The organism is Asaia siamensis (assembly GCF_014635085.1).
GTDB lineage: Bacteria > Pseudomonadota > Alphaproteobacteria > Acetobacterales > Acetobacteraceae > Asaia > Asaia siamensis.
Window position 1 is genome coordinate 93,758 of record NZ_BMCH01000009.1, and the last position, 26,040, is coordinate 119,797.

At 57.3% G+C, this 26,040-nt stretch carries 23 protein-coding genes; 11 read left to right on the forward strand and 12 right to left on the reverse strand.

Annotated elements, in window-relative coordinates; all coding sequences use genetic code 11:
* Positions 1-182: 182 nt before the first annotated feature.
* The gene (locus IEV53_RS14095) at positions 183-1,139 is read right to left on the reverse strand and encodes a LysR family transcriptional regulator (protein ID WP_188427472.1); all 957 of its coding nucleotides are present in this window, start codon (positions 1,137-1,139) and stop codon (positions 183-185) included.
* Between the two features lie 141 nt (positions 1,140-1,280).
* Here IEV53_RS14095 and IEV53_RS14100 point away from each other — a divergent pair, with 141 nt between their 5' ends.
* The 3 genes from IEV53_RS14100 to IEV53_RS14110 are packed head-to-tail and all read left to right on the forward strand — an operon-like array spanning position 1,281 to position 5,480.
* A complete protein-coding gene (locus IEV53_RS14100; protein WP_195805470.1) occupies positions 1,281-2,885 on the forward strand; it encodes an MFS transporter in 1,605 nt (534 codons plus the stop codon).
* Positions 2,886-2,898: 13 nt separating this feature from the next.
* Positions 2,899-3,975, forward strand: coding sequence for an HlyD family secretion protein (locus tag IEV53_RS14105; protein WP_188427473.1), 1,077 nt, complete (start codon positions 2,899-2,901; stop codon positions 3,973-3,975).
* Positions 3,976-3,980: 5 nt separating this feature from the next.
* Complete coding sequence (locus IEV53_RS14110; RefSeq protein ID WP_188427474.1) at positions 3,981-5,480, forward strand: efflux transporter outer membrane subunit; 1,500 nt, start codon at positions 3,981-3,983, stop codon at positions 5,478-5,480.
* Between the two features lie 46 nt (positions 5,481-5,526).
* Here the strand turns inward: IEV53_RS14110 and IEV53_RS14115 are convergent, their stop codons facing one another.
* Together IEV53_RS14115 and IEV53_RS14120 are read right to left on the reverse strand one after the other, a co-directional pair.
* Positions 5,527-6,663, reverse strand: coding sequence for a hypothetical protein (locus IEV53_RS14115; RefSeq protein WP_229719912.1), 1,137 nt, complete (start codon positions 6,661-6,663; stop codon positions 5,527-5,529).
* Between the two features lie 110 nt (positions 6,664-6,773).
* Complete coding sequence (locus IEV53_RS14120) at positions 6,774-7,628, reverse strand: Rossmann-fold NAD(P)-binding domain-containing protein (protein WP_188427475.1); 855 nt, start codon at positions 7,626-7,628, stop codon at positions 6,774-6,776.
* A gap of 17 nt (positions 7,629-7,645) precedes the next feature.
* On the opposite strand from IEV53_RS14120, the gene IEV53_RS14125 reads away from it, so the two are divergent.
* Positions 7,646-8,473: a tetratricopeptide repeat protein gene (locus tag IEV53_RS14125; protein WP_229719913.1), complete on the forward strand. Its 828-nt coding sequence runs from the start codon at positions 7,646-7,648 to the stop codon at positions 8,471-8,473.
* Positions 8,474-8,526: 53 nt separating this feature from the next.
* Here IEV53_RS14125 and rbsK read toward each other — a convergent pair whose 3' ends face one another.
* Positions 8,527-9,492 carry a ribokinase gene (rbsK, locus tag IEV53_RS14130; protein ID WP_188427477.1) on the reverse strand — a complete coding sequence of 322 codons (966 nt, stop codon included), beginning with the start codon at positions 9,490-9,492 and terminating at the stop codon, positions 8,527-8,529.
* Between the two features lie 69 nt (positions 9,493-9,561).
* Here rbsK and IEV53_RS14135 point away from each other — a divergent pair, with 69 nt between their 5' ends.
* From IEV53_RS14135 to IEV53_RS14150, 4 genes are all read left to right on the forward strand, one after another.
* Complete coding sequence (locus IEV53_RS14135) at positions 9,562-10,473, forward strand: glycosyltransferase family 9 protein (protein ID WP_188427478.1); 912 nt, start codon at positions 9,562-9,564, stop codon at positions 10,471-10,473.
* A gap of 39 nt (positions 10,474-10,512) precedes the next feature.
* Positions 10,513-12,447, forward strand: a complete 1,935-nt coding sequence (gene thrS, locus IEV53_RS14140) for a threonine--tRNA ligase (RefSeq protein WP_188427479.1) — start codon at positions 10,513-10,515, stop codon at positions 12,445-12,447.
* A gap of 196 nt (positions 12,448-12,643) precedes the next feature.
* Positions 12,644-13,165: a translation initiation factor IF-3 gene (gene infC, locus IEV53_RS14145; RefSeq protein WP_025885897.1), complete on the forward strand. Its 522-nt coding sequence runs from the start codon at positions 12,644-12,646 to the stop codon at positions 13,163-13,165.
* An 892-nt stretch (positions 13,166-14,057) separates the two neighbouring features.
* Positions 14,058-16,388, forward strand: coding sequence for a beta strand repeat-containing protein (locus IEV53_RS14150; RefSeq protein WP_188427480.1), 2,331 nt, complete (start codon positions 14,058-14,060; stop codon positions 16,386-16,388).
* Positions 16,389-16,602: 214 nt separating this feature from the next.
* On the opposite strand, the gene IEV53_RS14980 is transcribed toward IEV53_RS14150, so the two are convergent.
* Both IEV53_RS14980 and IEV53_RS14155 read right to left on the reverse strand, forming a co-directional pair.
* Positions 16,603-16,728 (reverse strand): DUF6691 family protein, encoded by a 126-nt coding sequence (locus tag IEV53_RS14980; RefSeq protein ID WP_371869892.1) that lies wholly within the window; start codon positions 16,726-16,728, stop codon positions 16,603-16,605.
* Complete coding sequence (locus tag IEV53_RS14155) at positions 16,679-17,008, reverse strand: DUF6691 family protein (protein WP_188427481.1); 330 nt, start codon at positions 17,006-17,008, stop codon at positions 16,679-16,681. The genes IEV53_RS14980 and IEV53_RS14155 overlap by 50 nt, the downstream gene beginning before the upstream one ends.
* Before the next feature lie 38 nt (positions 17,009-17,046).
* On the opposite strand from IEV53_RS14155, the gene IEV53_RS14160 reads away from it, so the two are divergent.
* From IEV53_RS14160 to IEV53_RS14170, 3 genes are all read left to right on the forward strand, one after another.
* Complete coding sequence (locus IEV53_RS14160; RefSeq protein ID WP_188427482.1) at positions 17,047-17,658, forward strand: hypothetical protein; 612 nt, start codon at positions 17,047-17,049, stop codon at positions 17,656-17,658.
* A gap of 610 nt (positions 17,659-18,268) precedes the next feature.
* Complete coding sequence (locus IEV53_RS14165; RefSeq protein ID WP_229719919.1) at positions 18,269-18,469, forward strand: transposase; 201 nt, start codon at positions 18,269-18,271, stop codon at positions 18,467-18,469.
* Positions 18,406-19,065: an IS5 family transposase gene (locus IEV53_RS14170; RefSeq protein WP_229719914.1), complete on the forward strand. Its 660-nt coding sequence runs from the start codon at positions 18,406-18,408 to the stop codon at positions 19,063-19,065. Before IEV53_RS14165 ends, IEV53_RS14170 begins: the two co-directional genes overlap by 64 nt.
* Here the strand turns inward: IEV53_RS14170 and IEV53_RS14175 are convergent.
* The 6 genes from IEV53_RS14175 to IEV53_RS14195 form a co-directional block, all read right to left on the reverse strand.
* The gene (locus IEV53_RS14175) at positions 19,034-19,657 is read right to left on the reverse strand and encodes a hypothetical protein (protein ID WP_188427485.1); all 624 of its coding nucleotides are present in this window, start codon (positions 19,655-19,657) and stop codon (positions 19,034-19,036) included. The genes IEV53_RS14170 and IEV53_RS14175 overlap by 32 nt on opposite strands.
* Positions 19,658-20,082: 425 nt before the next feature.
* The gene (locus tag IEV53_RS14180) at positions 20,083-21,120 is read right to left on the reverse strand and encodes a hypothetical protein (protein ID WP_188427486.1); all 1,038 of its coding nucleotides are present in this window, start codon (positions 21,118-21,120) and stop codon (positions 20,083-20,085) included.
* A gap of 1 nt (position 21,121) precedes the next feature.
* The gene (locus tag IEV53_RS14840) at positions 21,122-21,340 is read right to left on the reverse strand and encodes a KTSC domain-containing protein (RefSeq protein ID WP_229719915.1); all 219 of its coding nucleotides are present in this window, start codon (positions 21,338-21,340) and stop codon (positions 21,122-21,124) included.
* A gap of 6 nt (positions 21,341-21,346) precedes the next feature.
* Positions 21,347-23,254 carry an ATP-binding protein gene (locus IEV53_RS14185; RefSeq protein ID WP_229719916.1) on the reverse strand — a complete coding sequence of 636 codons (1,908 nt, stop codon included), beginning with the start codon at positions 23,252-23,254 and terminating at the stop codon, positions 21,347-21,349.
* Entirely contained in the window at positions 23,241-24,443 is a 1,203-nt protein-coding gene (locus IEV53_RS14190; RefSeq protein ID WP_188427487.1) for an SIR2 family NAD-dependent protein deacylase, read from the reverse strand. The genes IEV53_RS14185 and IEV53_RS14190 overlap by 14 nt, the downstream gene beginning before the upstream one ends.
* Before the next feature lie 309 nt (positions 24,444-24,752).
* On the reverse strand, positions 24,753-26,039 hold the full coding sequence (locus IEV53_RS14195) for an ATP-dependent DNA helicase (protein WP_229719917.1): 1,287 nt from the start codon (positions 26,037-26,039) through the stop codon (positions 24,753-24,755).
* Between the last annotated feature and the right edge of the window lies 1 nt (position 26,040).

A 26,040-nucleotide genomic window follows, 5' to 3' on the forward strand; every position in this document is an offset into this window, starting at 1 on the left:
CCTCCTTGAGACAGGGTGTGCAGCCTATCCTGAACGCGAACAGAACAGAGCAACACATATCGGTGAAAACTCTGATACGTTTGATGAGATGCTCAGTTTGTCGATCACAGGATATCGTCTGGAGGTTATTCGCAAGAAGTTTCTGGTTCGTGTTCGCAGAACGAGCCGTATGGCCACCTCCTTCATGTCCCCTGTCGATCACGCAGGGCTTTGACCACTGACTGCACCGTCGAGAGGATGGTTTCACGGAGCCAGCGATGGACGGGGTCATTATCGAGTCGTGGGTGCCAGGCCTGAAAACTGACCAGATCCGGAAGCGGAAAAGGAAAGGCAAAGGCCTTTGCCCCGATACCTTCAAGAGGGAGGCGACGAATGATGATCTCCGGCAAGGGCAGGATCATGTCGGTTTCGCGCATGGTTTCGATCATGGCGTAGTCACTGGGTACGACCAGCGCAATCCGTCTCTCAAGACCATATCTTTCGGCGAGAACGGTATCGATAGGTCCATGTGCACGCCCCTTGCGAGAGGTGCTGATGTGATCATAGGCAACCAGAGTCTGTGGGGTGATTTCCTGATCGAGAATCGGGTGCCCGGCACGGACAACCGCCTCGAACCGTGTCTGGAACAAGGTCTGTTTCTTGATTTCGGGCAGCAGATCCTGGGTGGCGCCGATATACAGATCTATCGTGCCGCGTCTGAGTGCATCGCCGATCGAATCTTCTGTTTCTGGTGAAAAAACGACCTGACAGCGTGGAGAGGCTTCCCGAAGTTTCTGCGCAATGGCGCTGCCAAAAGCCCCGATAAAGAGGTCACGCGCGCGGATCGTGAAATGCGGTGCAATCTGTGACAGATCTAGATGGGCGCGCGCGCTGACAAGTGCTTCCGCCTCAGCCAGAACCGTCTGTACCCTTCCCAGCAGATCAGTAGCGAAAGGCGTCGGGACGAGTTGCCTTCCCGAGAGGACCAGCAAGGGGTCGCCAAAAAGCGTTCGCAAGGATGCAAGGTGGCGACTTGTGGCAGCCTCGCTCACCTTGAGCCTTTTCGCGGCACGCGTGACGCTTTCTTCTTCAAGCAGAACCTGAAGCCATCGGAGATGATCGAGCGAGTAGCCACGTTTGGCAGGCAGATTTCTGGTCATGAGGTGTGGCTCCGGATGTGCTGCACGGAATGCAAGAGATCTGCCGCACCCTTACGCCAGGTGGAAGGGTTTTTTACCTGGATTGCGGGTTATTGGCACGGCAGGGCGACGCTAGAGACCATGCGGAAAGGATACCCCCGCATGAGCGCACCCACAGGGCAGGAGGCAAAGACCTCGCCACCTCCTGCCGCCATACCCCCGTTCGGGCTTCGGACAATCACCGGATGTCTGGGCATGCTGCTGGCTGTGCATGTCGCGGGATTCAATGAACATGTGACGGAGCTGGGTCTGTCCGATCTGCGCGGGGCCATGCATCTGGGTCACGATGAAGGAACCTGGTTCATCTCGGTCTATGAGGCCTGCAACATTGCGGCGATGGCCTTCACGCCCTGGTTCTACATGACCTTTTCGATCTATCGATTTGCCCTGTTCATGACGGCGGCACTGGCTTTGCTGTCGCTTCCACTTCCCTTCATGACCGATATGGTCTCGATCGGCATCCTGCGCGCCATGCAGGGGCTGAGCGCCGGTTGTCTGCCGCCCATTCTCATGACGGTCATGCTGAAATATCTCCCACCGCCGCTCAAGGTTTTCGGCATAGGCGGTTACGCGATGAGCGCGACCTTTGGCCCCAATCTCGGCATACCTTTCGAAGCCCTGCTTTTCGAACGCCTTGGCTGGCACTGGCTCTACTGGGAGGTATTGCCGCTCGGCGCACTCGCGCTTGTCATGATCGCATGGGGGCTGCCGCAGGACCCGGTTCAGCTCTCGCGTTTTCGTGGCTTCAACTGGCGGGGATTTCTGATCGGTGCGCCTTCAATCCTCTGCATCGTGACGGTTCTTTATCAGGGTGACCGGCTCGACTGGTTTCGGTCGCCTCTCATCACCCATCTGACGTTTTGGGGCGGGGCCCTCTTTCTCGGGTTTCTGATCCATGAATGGCATCACCACAGTCCGTTCTTTCGTCTGCAATACTGGAAGAGCCGCAATATCACGATGTCTCTGCTGGCACTCGTGGCGGTGCTGATCGTCTGCGCCCTGATGAATGAGGTCACGACGACGTTTCTGGAAGAGATCAAGGGGTACCGCCCTGTTCAGGCGGCTCCCGTCGCCTTGACCGTCGCTTTGCCCCAGCTTGTCGTGCTGCCTCTGGTTGCGGCGCTGTGCAACATGCGTCGGGTCGACTGTCGATGGGTGCTCGGGATCGGCATGACCCTTCTGGGGCTGTCTGCCTGGCTCGGGCTGGGTCTGACATCCGAATGGGTGCGCGACAATTTCTATCTCATCCAGGCTCTTCAGATCTTCGGTCAGCCCATGGTGGTCATTCCGGTGCTGATGCTGGCCACGCTCGCACTCGGGCCGAGCGACGGGCCGTTCATTTCGGGCATGGTCAATATGCTCAAGGGTATGGCCAATGCACTGGCATTCGCCTTGTTCTCGACTCTGCTGCGCCGTCGCGAACAATATCATTCGACCATGCTGCTGGATCATCCCGGCATGGCTCATGACCCTTACGGCGCCGATATGGCCGGTCGCCTGCACGAAATGCTGTCTGGCCAGGCTCTGGTGCTTGCTCTGGTCGATATCCTGCTTGTCGTGGTCGTGATCTGCGCCGCCTTCGTCGTGCTGACGGCCATTCTCCCCGGGCGCGTCTATCCCCCCGGCAAGGCACCAGCCGATCGTGGCTCCCCCTTGCCTGCGCCGCCTTCGCCGCAGGCCGTGCCCTCTTCTCTCGCAGCACAGTAACGGAATTATTCAGATGGCTTACAAGAAACCGCTTCTGCTTGCGGGATGCACCGCGCTCGTTCTGACCGGTCTGGCCTGGAGCGCTGATCGTTTCTTTATCGGTGATGGTCGTCATCAATCGACCAATGATGCCTATATCACCGCAGATTTCACGCGTGTGGCACCCAAGGTCGCGGGGCGAATTGACCGGGTGCCTGTTGCAGACAACCAGAAAGTGCATGCGGGCGATCTGCTGGCACATATAGAAGATGACGATTATCGCACGGCGCTGGATACGGCTCAGGGAAAGAACCGCGCAGCCGAAGCCGATATCGCCAATCTCGCAGCTGCGCAGCAGCGTCAGTCAGCCACGATCGACGCGGCTCTCTCGACAATCGAGGCGGATGAGGCTGCCCTGCTCTTCGCTCGACAGAATGCAGCACGCTATCGCGCTCTTTCGGCCGGAGGTGCCAGTACGATCGAGCAGCAGCAGGCGGCCGAGGATCGTCAGCGCGAGGCGGTTGCGCGGCTTGCTCGCGACAAGGCAACCCTGAACGCCGATCGCGCCGGGCTTGCTGTGCTCGCCGCAGAGAGTGAGCGTGCGCAAGGTGTGCTGACCCAGACGAAAAGCCTTGTACGTCAAGCCGAGCTCAACCTGACCTATTGCACCATTACTGCCCCTGTCGACGGGGTGGTCGGAGCGCGTGACGTTCGTGTCGGGATGTATGTCCACCCCGGAACAGGGCTTCTGGCTGTCGTGCCCGTTCGCGAGGCCTATGTGATCGCCAATTTCCAGGAAACGCAGATGGCCCATGTGCAGACCGGCCAGAAAGCCGAGATACGGGTCGACAGTTTCCCGGGTGAGGTTCTCCATGCCCGTGTCGATAGTGTCGCGCCAGCGACGAATGTCGCCTTCGCGCTTATCCAGCCGGATAATGCGACCGGAAACTTCACAAAGGTGGTGCAGCGGATGCCGGTGAAGCTGGTCTTTGACGGCGGGCAGCCTCTGGCACGGCGTGTACGCGTCGGCATGTCTGTCGAGGCCATGATCGATACTGGCTCGTCTCGTGATGGCGCTCATGCCGCCGACGCGCGCTTTGTGTGGGAGTGAGGGGTATGAAACACCTGTCCCGCACGGCTGGGCTGATCCTTCCTGTGATCCTTGGCGGATGTTCTGTTGGGCCTGATTTCCAGAAGCACGACCCTGCGGTGTCGCCTCACTGGCATGAGAGCGTGACGCCTCGGAAAAGCCATCCGGATGAAACCGCGCCTGTCGAGGCGCAATGGTGGAAACTCTATCAGGACCCGGTTTTGACGGCGCTGGAACAGGATGTGCTGACGGCCAATCTCGACCTGAAGGAAGCGGCCCTCCATTTCGAACAGAGCCGCGCCGAACGCAGGATCGCGGCTGCAGCGCGTCTGCCCCATGCGCAGGGCGCTGCCTCTTATGCCCGCGAACGCGCCAGCACGAACGGTATCCTGAGCCTGCTCGGCACTGAAGCGGACCGTGACCCGGCGCAGATAGCGGATGGAACGCAGGGGTTCGGTCCCGCTGCCGCAGCCGGGCCGAAGGGAAATCCTGCCTTCAACCTGCCCCAGTATGGGCTCAGTGCGTCCTGGGAGGTCGATCTGTGGGGACATGTGCGCCGTCAGGTCGAAGCCGCAACAGCCTCGATGAAAGCGATGCAGGAGATGCAGCGTGACACGCTGGTTTCGCTCATGGCCGAGACCGCGCAGGATTACATCGCCTTGCGCAATGTGCAGGCGCAAACCGAGATCACGCACCAAAGCCTCGACATCGCCCATCATAGTGTCGAGTTGACTGTTCTGCGCGTGACGCAGGGCACGGCAACAAAACTCGACCTCGCCTATGCGCGTGGGCAGCTTCACGGGTTCGAGGCGCGTCTGCCCCAGCTCCATCGCGAAGAGGTGCATCTCCTCAATGCCCTGGCGTTTCTGATGGCACGCGAACCGGGCGCCCTGTCACAGCGCCTTGCAGGCCATGGGAGCATTCCTCCGCTCCCGGCGTCCATTCCGGTAGGATTACCTTCGCAGCTTGCCGAAAGACGGCCGGATATACGCGCCGCCCAGGAGCGTTTGCATGCGGCGACGGCAACGATCGGCGTGGCCATGGCCGATTTTTTCCCGCGCATCACCCTATCGGGCAGTCTGGATGTTCAGGCGCTGCAGTTCAGCGGTCTTGGCTCTTGGGCGTCGCGCCAATACGGTTTTGGCCCGACAGTGACCATCCCGCTGTTCGAGGGCGGGAAACTGGCCGGACAGCTCGCCTTGCGGCGTCTGCAGGAGAAGGAGGCAGCGATCGCGCTTCAGCGAACGGTTCTTCATGCCTGGGAGGAAGTTGATGATGCGATGGCGGATCTGGGCACTGCACAGGAGCGCCACGACCGATTGAGCGAAGCGGTTACCGAAAGTGAGACGGCCGTTCAGGTAGCGCAGCTGCAATATGCTCAGGGGGCGGGAGATTTTCTCAACGTCTTGACTACGCAGAACGGACTGCTCGAAAGCCGGAGTGCGCTTTCGGATGCGCGGGCCGAGGTGGCGGTATCGATGGCGCGGCTGTATCGGGCCTTGGGTGGGGGCTGGACCCGATCTTAGGTGAACTGGGCGCTTACGATACGCGCTGCGCCGTTGCAGCTTCTGTTCAACCCGCCGGAATGGTGATGACGGCGCCGGGCGAATGACTGGTGGCGGCGAGGGCGGCCAGGATCTGCATCATGGTGAAGCTGAGTTTGCTGCGGAAATCGTCATCGCTGATCCAGTACCAGCGCCCGCGATAATGGACGGCGTCGTAATTATGCTCAGGGGCTGTCTTGCCCGAATGAATCACGACATCGGGACGCGTCTCGATGCCGACAGGACTGATCGTCGGCAGGGTGCGGCCTTCTTTCACATCGTCTTCAGGCACCTCCATTTCATAGGCGATCTGAGACAGCATGGCGAACATTGAACGCGTCAGGATGGCAATCTGTCCGGGCACCTTGGGATAGGGCCCGTAAACGATTTCGGCTTCCTCGGCATGCGCGTCGAGATGCAGCAGGCGGCGCACTTCCATCTGGATGGTGGTCAGCGCGGGGTCTGACGTCGCCGTCAGAACAAGATAGGCGTGTTCAGGCTGTGAACCCGAGGGCTTGTTTGCCGAGCCGGAGGGGGGCTGATCGCCGGAGGGTTTGGGGGCATCGGTCGAGATGCGGATCGTCATGGCGCCCTGGATCTGCAGCTGACGCAGATCGTGCAGCAGCAGATAGAAGCGTACCGATCCGCCGCCGGTCGGGCCCGCGCCAAGGGCGCGGACATTTGACAGACCGTCGATCGATTGTGCCGTCAGGCGCAGCAGGGTGTCGATCGGCAGGCCGCCAAGGCTGAGCGGCATGATGACCACGGGAGAGATCGGCCGGATGACGTTCTCGGCATATTGCTGCCCTGTCTCGGGCTGATAGGTGAAAGTCGGGCTTTCCTGGAGTGTCGCCGTACTGCCGCCGAACAGATAGCTGCCTACGCCGGAAGGAAAGGCGTTGAAGCCGCCATTGACCGACCGGTTGAACTGATAACCGGCAATGACCTGCGTTGTATCGAGAAAGGTTGGCGGGTCAGCATAGCGGATACGGATGATATTGAGCAGCATCGCATGTTTTTCCGCCTCGCCAAGGGCGCGGGAATAATCGAGCTGATCATGGGAAAGACGTGAGGGTCCGATGGTGATGCAGCCAGAGACCATGCAGGGCAGCATCACGAGGCACAGGGCGCGCAGGGGCGAGAAAATGGAACGTGAAATGATCATGGCCCCCGAGGCTTGGCACAAGTCACAAGCCTTAGCGTATCCGTGATCGGGGCGACCAGCCCACATTGAAGGTTTCTTCACGCGCCGCTGACGAAATGGGCTTTCTGCCGTCACTCTGCCGAGCGATTTTCTTCGCTGTCGAAAATGGCAGCGAGTCCTTCGCGATAGCTGGGATAGCGCCACTCCCTGTTGAGGCGTTGCTTTGTCAGAACGCTTTCGACCAGACGGCGCTCTGCCCAGAAACTTCTGGCCATGGGGCTCATCTCTTCCCATGCGGCCTCGAGCGTCAGTCTGGGCGGCAGCGCTGCACCGCTGAGGCGTGCGGCTTCTTCGAAGACGGCTGCCTGCGGGCTGGGGGTGTCATCCACAAAATTCAGAATACGACAGCCCTGGGCTGTTTCGATGGCGGCAAGCGTCGCCTCGGCAATGTCATCCCTGTGAATGCGGCTGAAGAAATGATCGGGCGCGTCGATGAGGCGCGCCTTTCCGGAACGGAGCGTATCGAATGCAGACCGACCGGGGCCGTAGATGCCGCCCAGGCGCATGATATCGCAGGCCAGTCCGCGTCTGGTAGCAAGGGATTGCCAGTCCTGTTCCGCCTTGACCCGTGCCGCGCTGCGCGTCTGACCGGGGGCTACCGACGTGTTCTCGTCAACGCGGGCGCCCTGCCTGTCGCCATAGACGCCCGTGGTTGAATAATAGCCAATCCAGCGCAGATGGGGGGCTTCTTCAAGAATCGCGCCGTAGCGGAGCAGGGCCGGGTCACCCGCCTCGCCCGGCGGGGCGCTGACCAGAAGATGCGTAGCGCTGAGTAATTCGGTTTCGACAGCATCGAAGGCCTTCAGCCCCGATTCTGCCTCAGGGGCGCGTTTCGTGCCTGTGACAGTCCAGCCTTGTGCACGCAGAAGCGTCGAAACGGCGCTTGCCGAATAGCCCTGACCGAGAATGACGAGGTGAGGTGGCATGAAGGCTCCATTCCCGCTTGACCGCTGAGGCGCTGCCGCGCCAATCACAACGTATGAAACATGCTTTTGGTGCTCTGGCGATAGGAAGCAGTCTGTGGGCAGGAGCTGCTCTGGCTCATGCTCCTGCGCAAAGCCTTGCCCAATGTATCGCCCCTTTGCCCGATACCCCTGACCTTGTGCAGGAACAGGCGCAGGAATGGCTGCGTCATGGCGGCGGGCGCGAGGCCCATGATTGTCTTGCCCAGGCAGATCTGGCGTTGGGGGCCTATCGTGATGCGGCGCTGGAATATCAGGCACTTTCTGCGGTTCCGGCTCATGAGCGGAAGGGGCAGGCTGACGCAGCGGAAAAGGATGCCGGCTATGCCGAGCAGGAGGCGGGAGCCTGGCTCCTCGCCGGTGACGGCAAGGCGGCGGAGCGGGCTGCGCGGCTGGCGCTGAAACGTGATCCGTCCCGCCTTGGCCTGCGTCTGCTTCTGGCCCGCAGCCTGTCGATGCAGAATGATTTTGCCGGGGGTGTCGCAGCTCTGGGCACTTTACCAGAACCGGGCGTGCCCGGCGGGGCAACAGATCCGTTTCTTGTGCGTGCGCTCGTCATGCGGGCGGCTGCCTATCGTCAGCTCGGCCAGAACGAAAAGGGGCTGGCCGATGCAAATCAGGCGCTGGCGCTTGAGCATGACAATATCGAGGCATTGCTAGAGCGCGGTATTCTGGAGGCGCGTCTCGCCCGCTATGCCGAAGCGCGACATGACTGGGATCAGGTCATCGCGCTCTCGCCTGATGGCCATGCGGCCTATCTCGCCCGTCAGGACGAGGCCGTCATGGATTCTGACCCGGATCAGAACTGAGTCTGCCGGTGCGGCCTGCCGGATGAAGTGGGCAGGCCGCACCTTACGGGGGCTCAGCCGTGATCTGAGATGCTGCCGGTTGTGACGAGAGAGACGACTTCCTGCCACTCCGGGGCCGATTCTGCTGCGCCCAAGCGCGTTGTGGCCAGTGCGCCGCTGGCTGCCGCATAGCGAACGGCCTCAGCGAAGGGTTTACCCAGCGTCAGGGCCGTCGCCAGTCCGCCGTTGAAGCAATCGCCTGCGGCGACCGTATCGATAGCTCTCACCCTGTAGGGCGGCACGAAGCCCTCTTCCGAGCCACTGCGATAATACACGCCGCGTGCGCCCATCTTGACCAGGGCATGGGTTGCGCCCAGCTCCTGCAGCTTCAGGGCGGCTTTGGCTGCCTCCTTTTCCGTTTCCGGATAGATGCCGGTTAGAAGACGGGTCTCGGTTTCGTTTGGGGTGACGATATCGAGCGCGTTCCATAGGGCCTCGGGCAATCCTGCCTCGGGCGCAGGAGCAGGGTCGAGAATGACCAGTGTTCCGGCACGACGCGCCTCTTCGGCTGCGGCGATGGTGATGTCGAGCGGTATTTCGAGCTGAAGCAGCAGTGCTGAGGCTGTCTGGATGAGCGGCCTATGAGTTTCAACGTCGCCCAGATCGAGCGCCATATTGGCGCCGCCGGCGACGGTGATGATATTCTCGGCCTTTGCATCGACCGTGATGAGCGCGACGCCGGTCGGGTGGGCTTTATCTTCCCTGAGTGCAGAGAGATCGACGCCAAAGGGCGTCAGCAATGTGCGGGCCAGCGTGCCGAACTGGTCGGTGCCGGTGCGGCCAGCCATATAGACGCGCAGGCCGCATCCCTGACCCAGACGGGCGGCGGCGGCGGCCTGATTGGCACCCTTGCCGCCCAGCCCCGTGGCATAGCTGGCGGCATGAACCGTCTCGCCCGGATGAGGAATACGCTCGGCGCGCGCCGTAATGTCGATATTGACGCTGCCGAAAGAGAGAATATGAGAGGGCCTGTCGGACATGGCTGCTTTCCGGGCTTGCAAGAAACACCCGGCGTATCACCGCAACACGGTCTCGGCTAGGATCTATCCATGCTTCGAATTCTCGTGATCAAGCTCGGCGCGCTGGGAGATTTCATTCAGGCTCTGACCCCCTTCGCGGCTATCAGGGCGCATTGGCCCGAAGCCGATATCACCCTTCTGACGACGGCCCCTTTCGAGGCCCTGGCCTTGGCCAGTCCCTATTTCGATCATGTCAGTCTCGACGAACGGCCGCGCTGGAGCAATCCGGCTGGCCTGCTGCGTCTCAGAAACCAGCTGCGCGGGCATGATCTCGTGATCGATCTGCAGACGTCAGGCCGCACGACGCGTTATTTCCTCCTTGCCGGGCAGAAACGCTGGAGCGGTATCGCCAGAGGTGGGGCCTATCCCCACGACAATCCCTATCGCGATGCGATGCACAGTGTCGCCCGACAGCGCGACCAACTGGCCCGTCTGGGCGTGCCCGACGTGACGGGCATCGATCTTGACTGGCTGGGTCGCGAAGGGCCTGAGATCGCTGGCCCCTATGCTGTGCTCGTGCCTGGGGCCGCGCCGCATCGCCCGGCAAAACGATGGCCGGTGCAGCATTATGCGACGCTCGCGCGATCCCTGCAGGATCAGGGGCTGACAATCGTGGTGGCAGGGACGCAGGCCGAGCGTCCTCTTGGTGCGGCCATTCTGGAGCAGGTTCCCGACGCGCTCGATCTGACGGGGAAGACGGATCTTCTGGCCTTGGGCGGCATACTGGCGCGCGCCTCGCTTGCCGTCGGTAACGATACCGGCCCGATGCATCTCGCAGGGGCAATGGGGTGTCCATCACTCGTGCTGTTTTCGGCAGAGAGCAACCCGCGTCTGACGGCTCCGAACGGGGTGCGGCCCGGGCAGATGCGCGTTCTGGCGGTGGACGATCTGCGTGATCTGGACGTTTCCAGGGTTGCGGCTTGCCTGAACTGGGGCCATTAGAGCAGCTTCACTTACTTCTTACGCCAGGAGCGCAAGTCCATGCCTGCCATTACCCTGCCTGATGGTTCCGTCCGTACGTTCGACGGTGCCACGACCGGCACGGCAGTCGCGGCTTCGATCGGTCCCGGTCTGGCGCGTGCTGCCGTTGCGATGAGCCTTGACGGCAAGCTGGTCGATCTGTCGACAGAAATCGCCGAAGATGCGGCCATCCGCTTCATCACGCGCAAGGACGATATCGTTCTCGAGATGATCCGCCATGATACCGCCCATGTGCTGGCCGAGGCCGTTCAGGCGCTCTGGCCCGGCACGCAGGTCACGATCGGGCCGTCGATCAAGGACGGGTTCTATTATGATTTTTTCCGCAATCAGCCTTTCACGCCCGAGGATTTCGAGGCAATTGAAGGCAAGATGCGCGAAATCATTGCAGCAAATGCCCCATTCGAGCGTGAGGAATGGGATCGCGATGCGGCCATCGCCTTCTTTGAAGAGAAGGGTGAGCGCTTCAAGGCCGAACTGATCCGCGATCTGCCTGAGAGCGAAACCATCTCGATCTATCGTCAGGGGGCCTGGCTCGATCTCTGCCGCGGCCCGCATATGCGTGGCACGGGCGATATCGGTACGGCGTTTAAACTCATGAAGGTGGCGGGCGCCTATTGGCGTGGCGACCATCGCAACCCCATGCTGACGCGCATCTATGGCACGGCCTGGCGCGACCAGAAGGAGCTGGATGCGTATCTGCACCAGCTTGAGGAAGCCGAAAAGCGCGACCATCGCCGCATCGGGCGCGAAATGGATCTCTTCCATATTCAGGAAGAAGCCGTGGGCCAGATTTTCTGGCATGCCAAGGGCTGGCGTCTTTATACGGTGCTGCAGGACTATATGCGCCGTATTCAGACCCGTCATGGCTATCAGGAAGTCCGCACGCCGCAGCTGGTGGATCGTGCGCTCTGGGAAGCCTCGGGGCATTGGGACAAGTATCGCGAGCACATGTTCATCGCGACTGTCGAGGATGAGGACAAGACGCTTGCCCTCAAGCCGATGAACTGCCCGTGCCATGTGCAGATCTTCCGCCATGGCCTGCGTTCCTATCGCGAACTGCCGCTGCGTATGGCGGAATTCGGTGCCTGCCATCGCTATGAGCCCTCGGGCGCGCTGCATGGCATCATGCGCGTGCGCGGCTTCACGCAGGATGATGCGCATATCTTCTGCACCGAAGAGCAGATTGCTGCGGAGACGGCGACCTTTGTCGCGATGCTTGACGAGGTCTATCGCGATCTCGGCTTCGAGAATTTCCGCGTGAAGTTCTCGGATCGTCCTGACGCACGCGCCGGCGATGATGCGACATGGGACAAGTCTGAAAATGCTCTGAAGGAAGCCTGTGCGCTTGCCGGTGTGGCGTTCGAGACCAATCCGGGTGAGGGCGCTTTCTATGGTCCGAAGCTGGAATTCGTTCTGACAGACGCTATCGGCCGTGACTGGCAGTGCGGCACGCTTCAGGTGGATTTCATTCTGCCTGAGCGTCTGGATGCGTCCTATATCGGTGAAGACAGCGCCCGTCATCGCCCGGTCATGCTGCATCGCGCCATCCTCGGCAGCTTCGAGCGCTTCATTGGTATTCTGATCGAGCAGTTTGCAGGCAAGTTCCCGCTCTGGCTGGCCCCGACCCAGGTCGTGGTCGCCAGCATCGTGACCGATGCTGAGCCCTACGCGCAGGAAGTTGCCGAGAAGCTGCGTCGAGCAGGGCTGCAGGTCGAGGTCGATGGTCGCAATGAGAAGATCAATGCGAAGATCCGTGAGCACTCTCTGGCGCGTGTGCCGGTGATCCTGGTCGTGGGACGTCGCGAGGCAGAAGAGGGCAAGGTGGCGCTGCGTCGTCTGGGGGGAGCCGCGCAGGAGATCCTGGGTCTCGACGAGGCGCTTGCCCTACTGACAGAAGAGGCACAGGCGCCGGACATGCGCCGCCTGCAGGGCTGACCTGCGACGACTGAGCGCGCAAACCTTGCAATTCCGGTGTTTCGAGCCTATGTCGGGGCACCGGGCTTCCCGCAAACAGGACGTTAATTTCGTCACGCTAAGGTGATGAAATTTTTGCCGGCCTTGCGCGTATTGAAGTGCCGACAGCAAGTTTGTTCGAAAACGTCGACAGGAGACGACCATAGCTAGACCACCGATGCAGGCCGCACCTACCCGTGAAGGGCCCCGAGTTAACGAGGAAATCCGTGTTCCTCAGGTGCGCTTGATTGACGCCGACGGCGAAATGGCTGGCGTCATGACAACGCGCGATGCTCTTGCACGCGCCTATTCGGTCGGACTCGACCTTCTGGAAATCAGCCCCACGGCTGAGCCGCCGGTCGTCAAGATTCTCGACTACGGCAAGTTCAAATACGAACAGCAGAAAAAGAAGAACGAAGCGCGCAAGAAGCAGAAGGTTATCGAGATCAAGGAAGTCAAGGTGCGTCCTAGCACCAACGAAAATGACTACCAGGTCAAACTGCGCGCGATGAACTCCTTCCTGGCCGAAGGCGACAAGGTGAAGGTATCCTTGCGCTTCAAGGGTCGCGAAATGGCTCATCAGGAACTCGGAATCAAGATGCTGGAGCGTATCCGTGTCGAGATGGAAGAGAAGGCCAAGGTCGAGCAGATGCCCAAGCTCGAGAATCGTCAGATGATCATGGTGCTCGCACCGCGCTGATTATGGCGATGTGATTGCGGTATAATGCCGCGTCATATGAGAACCCCGGCTCTGCCGGGGTTTTTTTTATGCTGCTCGTTGTATTTGCACCGCCTTGTCATGCCGTGAACCCGGGCCTGTCCAGCGTCTGGGCTTAAGGTGGCAATATTCAAATCACCCAGGATGATGCCAGCGTAGTGCAGATAACGTTCCTGAGCTGGCCGGGTCTTATGGTTGGCAGGTAACCTAAGTCTCCAGAATCGCAACAGAACTATGACAAAATATTTCTGAAAGAGGGCGGGATCGCGAGCCGACGCTGGCGGGACTCCGTATTTCCCGACGGCAGAAATATCATTTTGAGGACGGAGGGGCTCCCCACGCGCAAGAAGCGTTTCGAATCGCCTCAAAAAGTTTCGAAAATTTCCTATTTGTCACCATTCATCAATATTTAAAAATTAGTCGAAATCACCGCAAATGAGGACCGAGGCGGAGCGTTATCCGAAATAGTCGTCGATAAAGCACATATCGTTTATTACAGATGACGGTTGTCGGGATATTTGTTGACGAAGTTTAACAACTATGGCTGCGGTATACATAATAAAATCGCAAAATTCATTTTTGCGTGAGGTTTTTTTCGAAATTTCTCTTTAATCTCTTATTTCTATACAAGATAGTATTGAGAAATCTTTGAAATATCGTTGTTGTATTGGCATGTAAATTATCATCACATTCCAGTGATCATTTTGTTTGCAAATTAAGGTATTTTAAAGACACAAATAGCAAACTAGCGTGAGTTTGAAGCGTGTATGTCACATATAGCTGATAGAAAGTCGGATTAACGATGAGCACCAGTAACCAACAGACACTGACTGATGTCTATACTGACCCTAGTGTAGACGGCCCCAATCTTATCATGAATACTCAGCAGGTCGTGAATGGTGCCATCGTTTATAATGACGAATTGTCCGATCTTGATGGGGGGAGTTCGCCTGACTGGGCTATTATCCAGTGGAACGGTGCAACGGCACTTGATCCGTCTGCCGGGGACGACAGCCAGGTATGGGACGACAATTTCGGTTATTCTGTCGGTCACTGGACCCAGGGCTCTTCCACCTCGGTAGCTGGCAAGACGAGCTATAACGTATTTCGTGACCCGGATAATGGGCATTACATCTATCAGCTCGCTGCACAGGGTGGGAAGCTGCTGGATGTTCAGCTTTCGGCCGTAAAGGCGGTAGACGGGCAATACTCTTTCAATCACCAGCTGACCGCGACTTTCAATCAGGGTATCAGCAACTACTCAGGCACGACCGGTACCTATCAGGCTGGTATCAATTTCACGATTAATTTTCACAGCGCGACAATGAATTTCGGGCTGTTCCTGCAGTTTGAGACCGTCGATTACAAGGGTGTTCCGCAGACCTATGTCAGCCTGCCCAAGTCTCTCGGTGGTTCAATCTATAATGTCTCGGGCTCGCAGGCAGCCTATATCAATCCCAATGATCCCTCGAATAACGGGGTCATGTACCAGACCACAATCGATCTGAACCAGGGTTTGATGGCAGCCATCAAGGCAATGGTGGGTTTATATCCCAGCCTGGCGAGCCAGTTGCAGGACCTGAGTAACTGGTATCTGAGTGGAACCTATATCGGCGTCGAGTCAACGGGTACCGGTCTCTCGACCGACGTGACCGGAAATTACAACGTCGAAGACCCGACCATTACCTACGATACCTCGAAGACGGTCAGCTATGCCGATCAGTCGAATACCGCCCCCATCGTCTCGATGACGCCGGAAGAAGGCACCGGCAGCACCACAACAGCAACAAAATCAGAGGTCAGCATGCCCAATCTCGTCGTCAAAGGTGTCAACAACACTGTCTATGTTCCCTATGTGACCTCGGATACTGCCGGTGCGATGGCCAAGAGCTATGCATCCAGCCTGCAGTCACTGATCGCTGCCGGGTCTCTCGACAATTCCATCCTGACGACGGGTTCGAACAGCTTCGTGTCTTCCCAGAAAGCGTCTCAGGCGATCGTGGACACGGCTGGCTCTTACGGGGTTTCCGGAAACTACTCGAATATCGTGATTGCCTCGACGAGCAGCAATACACTTGGTGGTGCGGTCACGCTCGATACGACCCAGAACACAGCCAGCTATCTGAATATCGTTGCAGCTGATCAGTATGGCTCGACCGTGAAGGTGGGCAACAGCTCAGGCAGCTACGCAGGTACGCAGGGCAATAACGTCTTCAATGCCTCCAACTCGACTGGCAACTGGAACATCGCCACGAGCTCAGGCAACGATACGATTTACGGTGCGAGCGGGACCAATACGATCACGGGCGGCACCGGTAACAACGTGATCTATCTCGGTGGATCGAATAACTTCGTCACCTCTGTTGGCACGGACACCATTTACGGCGCAGCTGGCGCGATTGATACAGTCTCCCTGCAGGGAGGCAATTCGGTTGCCAATCTGAAGACCAATGCTGCTGTCATGGATTTCTCTTCGGGCAATAACATCACAATTGGCGATAACAGTTCGGTTTATGGCGGAACGTCGTCAGTCGTGAATGTGAGCTCCGGCTCGGCAACGGTGACGGGTACGCAGGGCGACACCATCTCGGCTGCAGGTAATCTGCAGGTCGTTCATGGTAGCAATCAGAATATCAGCGTCTCTGGGGCACTGACTTTCATCTCGGGTACGGGCCAGACCTCGATTGCTGCGGGCAGCGGCACGATTTTCGGCGCAGATGGATTGGTGGCTACCCTCAGCTCGGCTTCTCGTCTGCTTTTCACGGCGAACCAGCCTTATACAACCGGCAACCAGATGATCGACGGGCGCAATGTTGCAGGGGGGCTTTCTGCCTGGACTGGCGCAGGCCAGCAGACTGTTCTTGGCGGAACGGCTTCGGATCAGTTCTATTTCGGAACGGCCTTTACGGGGGTTTCGTCCTCAACGGTTGCCGCAACGGTGACTGGTGGATCGGGCGCAGGCAATATGTTTGGTATGCTGGCCAACCATACGGCAGGCAGTTTCACGATCACTGACTTCCGGGCAGCAGATAACAAGTTCTTCCTGTATAATTACAAGCCTTCCAGCAGCGACGCCGCGGCCCAGAATATTCTGAATACTGCTACCGTGTCTGGCGGTAATACGTCGGTCATGATTGATGGTACGGCCAAGATTACATTCCTGGGTGTAACCGATCTGAAGGTGTCTGATTTCACTATCAGCTAAACCATGTGCTGAGACAGAGCCCGCCAGCCCGCAGGCCTGGCGGGGCCACAGGTAGCTGGGTTTGCGGGGAAGCGGGGGCATGATCGTATCCCCGCTTTCTACGTGCAGACAATCAATCGCGCTGTTGTAGAAAGCTTCTCAGGCGCAAATGCGCCTTGCCTACCCGCGCTCTTGTCCTGGCGTGCTATGAAAGCAGCGATGTGTTGCGTCGTGCTCATCTCCGTCGCGACCATCGGGAAAATGCGGCCATTCCCGCAAGGAGCGCTGCCAGGAAAACGAGCCCTTTCGCGTTACCTGTCAGAAGGGCTGCGACAGCAGGGCCGGGGCAGAAACCGACCAGACCCCAAGCCCAGTCCGAACAGCATGCTGCCGATGATGAGGTTGCGATCGATCGTTTTTGTCGTCGGAAACTGGAACGGCGCATCCAGCAAGGGGCGCCTCATGTAACGGCTTATCTGAACGCCGCCTAATGCCATAGCAAACGCGCCAGCGAGAACAAAAACGAGTGCGGGTTTCCACTCGCCTCGGAGATCCAGAAATGCCGCCACAGAAGCCGGATCGATCATTTTCCCTTCAATAAGTTCCAGGCTGAAAATCGTGCCACAGGCGAAGCTGGCCAAATGAATGAGCTTCATGGTCGTGTGCTGCCTGTGAGGAGATGGGAGAGCGTGGCCGTGAGCATCCCCGTGGCGAGAAAGCAGGCGAGGGATGGGATGTTCGCAATGAGGTGCCGCACATTGACTTCGAAACAATTCTGCACACAAGCTTCAGGGCAATCTTTGAGCAAAATCAGAGGTATTCGAAAATGAGAAAAATCCTCGCTATTTTTACTATTTCTCTTATGCCAGCTATGGCTTTTGCCGGCTCACTTCCTGGTGATACCAATAGTCCAGCGGATAGGGCCGTGAAGAGCGCTATTGATGCGGGTAAGATTATCCCGTGTGATAGCCCTGGTGGAAGTTGTCAGGGCAGGGAAATGAATTACAGGGTCTTTTATGGCCCCGACAAGACTACTGCTGTTGCATGGGTCTTTGGCTTTCCAACAGAAGGTACTGTTCACCTTGGACAGTATGCGGAATTCAAGGACTATGGTGGCTGGAAGCTGGTGAAGGTCTTCCAGAAGCCTTATGCAGATGCTCCAGCACCAGAAGATAAGGATGTAAAATTCTTGTCTGCATCAAAAGTGAAGGTCACTTACCATTTCAAAAAAGACAGTGACCCGAATTGTTGCGCTACAGGGCTTGGAACCACCGTTCTGAATCTTCAGTGAGACCAAAGCGGGGAAGTAAATCTTCCCCAACATATATTAATCAGTACAAAAAGAAGATTATTATACACACGTAATTTTTGTAAAAATTGAATATTTTCTTCTGGAATCTGGCATTGGTTAGCCGAGACACGAATGCGGACATACCATATGTGATGCCGTCTAATCATGCCGGGAGCCTGCAAAATCTGAGGTCCCTAGGGTAGCACTGAGATGTGCCACAAAGTGGGAACCTAAAATTTTTACTGTAAAGGCACTGGCGGAGAAAGTGTCCTCCGCGAATATTTCTTATCATATTGATAATAATAAGTTTTATATAATTTGTAAATCTTCGTCCCACATAAAATACCCACCAAGAGCTTCTGAAGGCGCGTTATAAGATAAGCCTGCTAATGCCCGCTTACTTGCCGTCAGAGCTGGTGTAATGGCGCTTCATGGCAGGCAGGACAATATGTCACCTAACGATTTGTTCCGTCGATGCTGAGCGCATCTGCTTGGTGCAGAATTCTTGCCACAGAGATACGATAACAAGCCTCTAGCGCTCGTGGACAAAGCTTGACGTGGGTGAGCGGGATTGATTCAACGCTGCCACTTGGAGGCGGCATTGGACGAGATGATTGGGGCGACGGGTGCGGAGTGGGCGTTGATCGGCCTGTTTCTGCCGGTTGAGACGGGGCGTGGCTGCCGTCCGGTTGGTGACAATCGGCGGTTCTTCGACGGTATGATGTGGATGGCGCGGACAGGCGCGCAATGGCGCCATCTTCCAAGCTGCTACGGCAAGTGGAACACTATATTCTGGCGCTATTGCTGCTAGGTCGAGCAGGGTGTGTTCAATGCGCTGCTGGAGACGCTGGCGGAACTGGTTGGCCGCGACCGGTCGGCAGACATAATCGACGGTACCTTGGTTCGGGAACATCACTGCGCTGCCAGGATAAAAAAGATGCTGGGCCGACCGAGGGGCTCGGCCGATCACGGGGAGGGTTCACAACCAAACGCCATGCCCGCTGCGACGCCCGGGTGCTACCGCTCGCCTTCATCCTGACGCCCGAACAGGCTCATGATCAGCAGGGATCTGGACCGCGGTTCCAAGCGATCAGCGGGCGTCTCGACAAGCTCTTGGCGGATCGCGGTTACGACGCCGGCCAGATCCCCGCCGACATCGCCTATGCCGGTGCCCGTCCGGTGATCCCGGCCAAACGTGGGAGGCGGAACCCTGCCAGTCATGATCGGCACGCTTACAAGCTGAAGAACCGCATCGAGCGCATGTTCAACAGGCTCAAGAACTGGCGGAGGTTCGTCACCAGATACGACAAGACCGTACAGTCCTATCTCAGCTTCGTCTCAATCGCTTCAGCTGGGTTAGCTGTATCCACGAACGCTAATTGCAAAGTATTGGGCTATCACTCATGAATGTTTTTACTATTGGAACAAATATACCGTCTTTTTCTTTTTCAAAAGAAAGTGTCCAAATCGAATTTCTGGGGTATTTTTCGAGGAAACTTCTTAGTTCGTCTTTAAGAGATTTATCGCAGGTTATTTCTTTCTCTATATCATAGTTTACTATCAACATCACTCCAAGTTGAAACCCAAGGCCTTCTAATTTAGGAGGTCTCGTATAAAATTCGAGTTTTCCAAGGTCCCTTTTTAAATCGTTTCTATTGAGACTAGGGGAGGTTTTTATTTCAATAGCCAAAAAATTTCGATCCAAAGTGCTCGGCTGATGAACAACTAAATCAGGTATATATGTTTTGTTGTTGTCTATATCGGGAATTAGCTTCAAATATTTTCTATATTCTCCGTTCACAACTCCGTGTTTGTCCCGAAACAAAAGTCTCATTTGGTGATAAAGTTCGTATGCGAAAACTCGCTCAACGAAAATATCTAATTCGCTTGGATGTCCCAACAAAACATAATCAGCACTTACATTTTTTAATGCTCTTTTCAATAACTCGAGTATTTCTTTCTTTTCGTATCTACCTAGTTTTTCTATTTTATTTTCCATTGTAAGATCCATTAATTTTTAACGTTGGAAAGATAAAACCGGACATTCAGAAATCTCACAATTCGGTCGCAGTTGGTCATTATCCGTGTTGGAAAGCGTCTGTCTCCTGACAGTGATAAAGAATTTACGCGGTCCTTATTGGAAGGACTAGCAGTATGTCGGCTTACGCCTTCATGTCAGACATCCAAGCGGCTGTGGCCATCGCCCGAAAGCCGACATTACCAAGCGAACCGCGATAGACAGATTTCAGGACTATCCTGCCGTTCCGGAGCGCTGGGTCGAATGGCCGTTCTTGGCAGGAGCCGACGATCAGTGTTTTTGCCTAACCGGCATCGTGAGGTGACCGACGGGAGCCGAGAGCTAACTGGCAAGTTCATTGCGCTAACATGGGGGATTGCCGTCCGCAGGGGCGACATTTTGACGCCTCAAGCGCAAAGGTCGCCGATCTCGCGTTCGACGAGCCGGAAACGCTCCTTGACCTCTTCACCTGTGTAAAAAGCGAGCAAGTCTTCCTTGGTCAGGGTTCCCTCAGCAAGGAACTTGATGAGGTAGCGCTGATTGAATTCCGCAAGAAGGATCCCCTTCTCGATCTGCGCGAGGATCTGCTTCATATTGTCGATATTGGCGGTAACGAGGTGCTTTACCAGCGCCATGTCGCGCGCATCCTTGATCAGCCGGTTCACGAGGATCTTGAGGACGTCGGTGTCGAGTTCCAGCGTCTTCGCGTTGAGCGCGATGTCGCGCGCCAGCATATAAGCGATGGCGAGGTTGCGGTAATCGCCCTTCTGAGAATCAATGATCGCGATCAAGCCGATACCTGGGAGGAACTTCAGGTCCTGAACGGCGGAGAGGATGCTGTTGTCGACCAGAGAAGCGTCGAAGACGATGATTCCGGCCTGCCCGTCGCGATTGGCTTGCGCTTCGATTAGCTGACTCCAGGCGGTATCAGCTTTTTTGGTGAAAACATCCTTGGTTTGGATGTCGCCGAGTCGGATGGTCCTGTCGAATTTGCATTCGATCACGATCCGTTTGCCGCTCTCGTTGGCAAGATGGCAAACGATGTCGCCCGTCTTGTTTCGGCGGATCGCACCGGCACGGTCGCCGGTCAGCTCGATCCGGTCGGCGAGCTTCTGGCGATCGAAAAACTCCGACAGGAAGTCGGCAATATCAGCTTCGGCGAGCACACCCTTCACTGCCGACCGGTAGAAAATCTCTTTCTTCATATCGAAGATGAGCTTCAGGCTCTCGAGCTCGGTCCCCAATTCGTTAGCTGTCCGCGAGAGGAAGCTCGAGAGCCGGTCCTCCATGAGTGCCAGGACGCCTATATAAAGCGCCTTGTGGAGCTGCTCGTCGCGATCGACAACGGCGACCTTGCTGAAGAACTCGAACAAAATCTTGTTTTCGACCTCAAAGGCACTGAACTGAACGCGACCATTTTTCTGATCGAGGCTAACAAGTGGCATATTAAACCCTACCGTAACGATAATGACCTTTGACCGTTGAGGCTAGAAAACTACCCTTTGACGGCGCTTGGTCGAAGGCTTGTGCGATATGCACCGGAACCTCGTAATAATGATAGCGGGTGCTGTTGAGAAACTCGACTTCGAGCAGCAACTGGTCCTCGTCGTAGCGGATCGCCGCGATATTTGAAGAGGTGAAGGGCGCGAAATCTTGCCATGCCATAGATGATCATTCCTTCTTTAGAGGGGGGGAGGATACGGGGTTTTGCTGCAGCCAGTTCTCGACGAAATAGCGATAGTCTGCGGCAATATGGGTCTGAAGATTCCAGCCGCCAGGCGTCATCGAATCGTCCGGCGCGGCTTCGTCGCAAATAAGCGGATCCTGGCTGTCAGGGCGACGGTCTCGAGGCGGGGCTTGGATCATCGTGCGCATTGGCAATCGGACCGCTTCGCCAAGAATGATCGCCTCGCCGGTGCGCAGCACCGGCAGCATGCTTGTCAGACCCTCGAGATTATCCGAAAGGGCGCTGGTCACATGCGAGCGATCCGTCGCATTACTCAGCCGCATCGCGAAGAAGGTCCCGCATTGCGACAGGATCGTCGGGTTGATCTCGGCCGGGCGCTGGCTAACGATCATCGCGCCGATACCATATTTCCGGCCTTCCTTGACGATGCGCTGGGTCGCAATCGAAGCAGAGCTGCTTCCGTCGTCGCCAAGATAGCTGTGGGCTTCCTCCATCACGACGAGCAGCGGGCGCTCGCGCCCACCTTCGGAAAGGTTACGGGCCCAAAACAGGCCATCATAGAGGACACGCAGGATGTTGCCGATGATGTCGTTAGTCACCGTCGAGGGAATGCCCGATAGATCTAGGATCGTGATCGGTTTGTCGCTACCGAGCCAATGTCCGACGAGCTCCGCAAGCGTCTTGGTCGTCTTCCCATCGAGCTCGGGATGCCAGTCACCTGCCTTTAGCAAGAAGTCGTACCGGGCGACGCGAAGCCGGGCACCGAGGGCCTCGAGCGCCCCTCTTATGTTGATTCCATCAGGTAGATAATTGATCTTCTCCTTATCGGCCCCGATATTCTTGACCTTACGAAAGCGAGGCGGGATGCCGGCTTGAGCGTCGCCCACTAACTTTGCTTGTGAAGCGTCGAGCTCGTAGGCCCAGTTGGCCGGGTCGAGGGGGCTAGCATTGTCGGCACTGAAATAGGTGCCAAAATCTCGACAATACAACTGATACCAGAGCTTATTGAGCGAGAAAGGAACCGGGCTGTCGGCGGTAATGCTGGCCGGATCAACACCTTTGATAGGTTGCGCGACCACGCTCGCGATTTTGGCCTCAAGAATCTGTTCAAGGATGATATTGCGCGCTTTGCCGTCAGGCGGAAGGCTTCCGAACGTCACCCGCATGAGCTCATCGAAACTCAGCGCCCAGAAGGGAATGCACAACCGATGCTCATTGGGGTTGCGAGCATCCGGACTGATCTTGAAGATATTCGCTCGGTCGCCGAGTGCCTTGCCATATTCGCCGTGGAGATCGAGCACGACGATCCGCGCCGACGGAAAGCGGCTTTTATCCGATAAGACGTTCAACAGCCCCGCGACTGTCGTCGACTTACCCGAGCCTGTCGTCCCGACGACCGCGCTATGGCGCGTCACGAGTTTGTTGACGTCGACAAGGGCGTCGATCGACTCGCTGCCTGCCACATGACCGACCCGGACCAGATGATTCTGTTTGTCCGATCGCCCATAAATCGCTTGAAGATCTGCCTCAGAGACGAGATGAACCTCGTCTTCGAAGGTAGGATATTGCGAGATGCCGCGCTGAAACCGGCCCGTCCTATACCCTTCGCCAATCAGTTGGACCGTCATCCAGCGCAGCCCGTTGGGCATTGAAAGTGCGACCTTCTCGGGAACCGCACTGGCGCCCACCTGCGACACGATCCCATAAAGGTCTACATAGCCAATCGGGATTTTAACAAAGCTGCCGATCTGGCCGATTTTGTGGCCCTGGCCGTGGACAAAGCTCAGGCCCGAGAAGCGGTCGGACGTCAAGGTGACACTGACGGACGTGCCGCTGACGTCTTGGACTGTGCCGATGACGGTTGCCCGGCTGGCCAATTCAGGCTGGATCATCGCTCGTCCTATCGCCGGAGAGACCACGCAGCAGTGCGCCGAGCGCTGCGAAGTCGCCGAGCCGCACAGTGACCTTGTTGCCATCCTTCACGAGGATGTTGGGCGGCAGCACAAGATCATCCGCACTGTCGCCTGTCCAGTCACCCAGTGTCAGGCCGATGATGGCCTTGTCGAAACCCAGCAGACTCAGATTTGGAGTCGATAGCGCACACTGGCGCGCTAGCTTATAGCTCTCTGTCTCTAGGTCACCATGAACAAAGGCAAAGACATGCGCAGTCGGGTTCGCCTCGAGACTGCGGCATATGACGTCGTTGATATGCTCGTCTGCGAAGGAATAGCCACAGATGAAAAGCAGCGACGATGGTGCAAGCAAGAAGGCTTTCAGCCGATCAAGCATCGCGAGATAGGGCATCTTGCGGCTCTGGTCGTATTTGAGATGCGACGGGTAGATCAAATAGCTCTGCTTATCGGTCTTCTGATCGGTTCGAACGACGTCCGTTTCATTCTCCAAGCGCCAATTGAGCGAGCCATGAATTTTCCACAGCCGGGTCCATCGCGGCGGCAATAGGCCCTCATCCTCAACAGCGCCAAGGTCGAAGAAAGCTTTCCGCGCACCGATGAAGCCGTCGAAATAAGGCGCTGAACTTTCCTCGAGCGCCTGCTCCATCAGAAGGTCGTAGTTGGTCGTAAAGAGATGGACAGGCCGCTCACGACGGATCGAGCGACTCCAAATCGCGAGATTGTGATAAGGGCTGTCCTTTGCCGTAAGCGTACGGTTGACCTCGTCGGAGATCACCTGACAGACCTCAGCATCGAGCTCTTTCAGCTCGGCTGCCGTGAGGCCGCGCACATTTCCGACGCCGGCGACGCTCGCGAACACGCGGATGCGGCTGAGGATAAGCTCGATATTGCCGCTGTTGCCGCCATCCTCTTCAACAATCTGAACGAGCTTGTCCCAGCTTTTAGGCTTTGCGTGGTCCCCGCCGGACAGCTTCTTAGCGATCACCTTCGTCAATCCAGCGACGTCCCAGATCAGCGGGTCGGTGATACTCTTTCCATCCTCCTCGCGCTGATTGACACGGATTGAGAGCGGGCAGCCTGCACCGAGGAAGAAGCCGATTGGTTTACGGTTTTGCGATAGCACCTGCTGAATGAAGCTGATCTGTCGAACCGGATCATGTTTATGCATTTTGCCTCCTGGCCGAGTGATAGTGCTTCATTTTCTCCTCGAACAGGCCGGTGATGTCGCGCTGCGCGAGGGTGGGCTTCGAGATAGGGCTGCCCCGAGGGGGTCAAAAACGGAGCCGGATTTCTGTAAGCTTCACACATCCCCGCAGCACGTGCCAGAACGTAGTCCCGCACGGCTTTGCTGCGTGCTCGGACATTCGCCAAAGCGCGCATGAATGTCATTGCGACGATGATAGGATCGATGAAGTTCAAACGGCCAAAGCATGGCTCAATTGGTTACATAAGAGTGCAACAGGCACAATGGCGTACCTCACAGAGCGAGACTGGCGTCCTGAGCCTTTTCTCGCGCCTTGTGCTCTCCCGCCTGAATATCGGCCCCGCGTTCCTTAAGCGCGCGGGCCGATATTCCTGCACGCTCTTGGAGTCCAATTTGCATCTTCGAGCGGTCATCTGTGTAGAGCGCGCTCTCTGCCTTGGCAAACACCCGATCCGCTGTTCGTCCTTGAGCGGCAAAAGCAGTCGAGACATAGGCATGAGAAAGATGGCGGTCTCGTGCGCTCTCGACGCTGATCGTCTCAATTCGGTTGCCTTGGAGTTTGACGCGGGCAAGGCCTTGGCTTGAGTCGATTGCGATCACGTCCCCAAGTAGCCCATTCACGCGCTTCGCTGCTTTGTCGTTCCGCGTAAACTGCACCCGGTCCCCCACGCGAAGCTCCAGTGGTTCCTCGCGATAGACTTGGGCTTGTCCCGCTCCCCATTGCCTGGGATGCCAGGCGAGATCTCGTCCGCGTTCACCTTGAAGCGTGAGCACATTCTTAGCCTCATCGGCCTGGATGACTCGATAGGCTCCATGCCGAGAGATGCCCTTATCCGCGTAATCCTTGGCAAAGCGCACGATATCTCCCGCCTCATAGCTCTTCGCCCGCTTGGCCTCCGCTTTTGTCAGATCTTTGGAGACAAACTTCGTCGCGTTGAGAGCCTCAGCCCCAAGCTGCCCGCGTTCAATGAGCTTTTTCCGAATATCCTGCGTCAGCGCATCTCGTCCTTCACGCGAGGGCTCAATGACCAACGTTTTCTGGCGTTCCTCTGCGCTAAGAGCGGCATAATCTTCGGCAATCTGCGCAAAACGGGCTTCGCGACCGGCAATCTCCACGACACGCCCGCCGCCGCGATCCAGGACCTCCAATGCTTTCTTGGCGTTCCCCTCCAAACTGGCCTCTACAGCCGCTTTCGTATGCGCATTGGTCTGGCGCAAGATCGTCGTCAGCTTAGTCGTTTCCATGCCCGCTTCTTGAAGCTGCTCAAAGGCGGCTCCGGCCTCAATGGAGCCAAGCTGCTTGATATCGCCTACCAAAAGCACCCGCGCCCGATGGCTCTGCGCTGTGCTCAAGAGCTTCGCCATGTCTTTGGCAGAGACAAGCGACGCCTCATCGACAATCCAGAGCTGAGGCTGGGAGCTGGGGCGTCCTGGTGCCAGAAGATGCCGCGCCAAGGTATCGGCTCGACTGTCGAGCGCATCTCCCAGTACTTGCGCGGCTGAAGCGGTCGGGGCCAGGGCTGTGACGCGATAGCCTTGCAATTCCGCGCTTTTCGCCACT

Bases quoted from the DNA above. Each gene is read 5' to 3' on its own strand.
- IEV53_RS14095 (WP_188427472.1), bottom strand. From the start codon at position 1,139: ATGACCAGAAATCTGCCTGCCAAACGTGGCTACTCGCTCGATCATCTC.
- IEV53_RS14100 (WP_195805470.1), top strand. From the start codon at position 1,281: ATGAGCGCACCCACAGGGCAGGAGGCAAAGACCTCGCCACCTCCTGCC.
- IEV53_RS14105 (WP_188427473.1), top strand. From the start codon at position 2,899: ATGGCTTACAAGAAACCGCTTCTGCTTGCGGGATGCACCGCGCTCGTT.
- IEV53_RS14110 (WP_188427474.1), top strand. From the start codon at position 3,981: ATGAAACACCTGTCCCGCACGGCTGGGCTGATCCTTCCTGTGATCCTT.
- IEV53_RS14115 (WP_229719912.1), bottom strand. From the start codon at position 6,663: ATGATCATTTCACGTTCCATTTTCTCGCCCCTGCGCGCCCTGTGCCTC.
- IEV53_RS14120 (WP_188427475.1), bottom strand. From the start codon at position 7,628: ATGCCACCTCACCTCGTCATTCTCGGTCAGGGCTATTCGGCAAGCGCC.
- rbsK (WP_188427477.1), bottom strand. From the start codon at position 9,492: ATGTCCGACAGGCCCTCTCATATTCTCTCTTTCGGCAGCGTCAATATC.
- IEV53_RS14135 (WP_188427478.1), top strand. From the start codon at position 9,562: ATGCTTCGAATTCTCGTGATCAAGCTCGGCGCGCTGGGAGATTTCATT.
- thrS (WP_188427479.1), top strand. From the start codon at position 10,513: ATGCCTGCCATTACCCTGCCTGATGGTTCCGTCCGTACGTTCGACGGT.
- infC (WP_025885897.1), top strand. From the start codon at position 12,644: ATGCAGGCCGCACCTACCCGTGAAGGGCCCCGAGTTAACGAGGAAATC.
- IEV53_RS14150 (WP_188427480.1), top strand. From the start codon at position 14,058: ATGAATACTCAGCAGGTCGTGAATGGTGCCATCGTTTATAATGACGAA.
- IEV53_RS14160 (WP_188427482.1), top strand. From the start codon at position 17,047: ATGGGAGAGCGTGGCCGTGAGCATCCCCGTGGCGAGAAAGCAGGCGAG.
- IEV53_RS14165 (WP_229719919.1), top strand. From the start codon at position 18,269: ATGATTGGGGCGACGGGTGCGGAGTGGGCGTTGATCGGCCTGTTTCTG.
- IEV53_RS14170 (WP_229719914.1), top strand. From the start codon at position 18,406: ATGGCGCCATCTTCCAAGCTGCTACGGCAAGTGGAACACTATATTCTG.
- IEV53_RS14175 (WP_188427485.1), bottom strand. From the start codon at position 19,657: ATGGAAAATAAAATAGAAAAACTAGGTAGATACGAAAAGAAAGAAATA.
- IEV53_RS14180 (WP_188427486.1), bottom strand. From the start codon at position 21,120: ATGCCACTTGTTAGCCTCGATCAGAAAAATGGTCGCGTTCAGTTCAGT.
- IEV53_RS14840 (WP_229719915.1), bottom strand. From the start codon at position 21,340: ATGGCATGGCAAGATTTCGCGCCCTTCACCTCTTCAAATATCGCGGCG.
- IEV53_RS14185 (WP_229719916.1), bottom strand. From the start codon at position 23,254: ATGATCCAGCCTGAATTGGCCAGCCGGGCAACCGTCATCGGCACAGTC.
- IEV53_RS14190 (WP_188427487.1), bottom strand. From the start codon at position 24,443: ATGCATAAACATGATCCGGTTCGACAGATCAGCTTCATTCAGCAGGTG.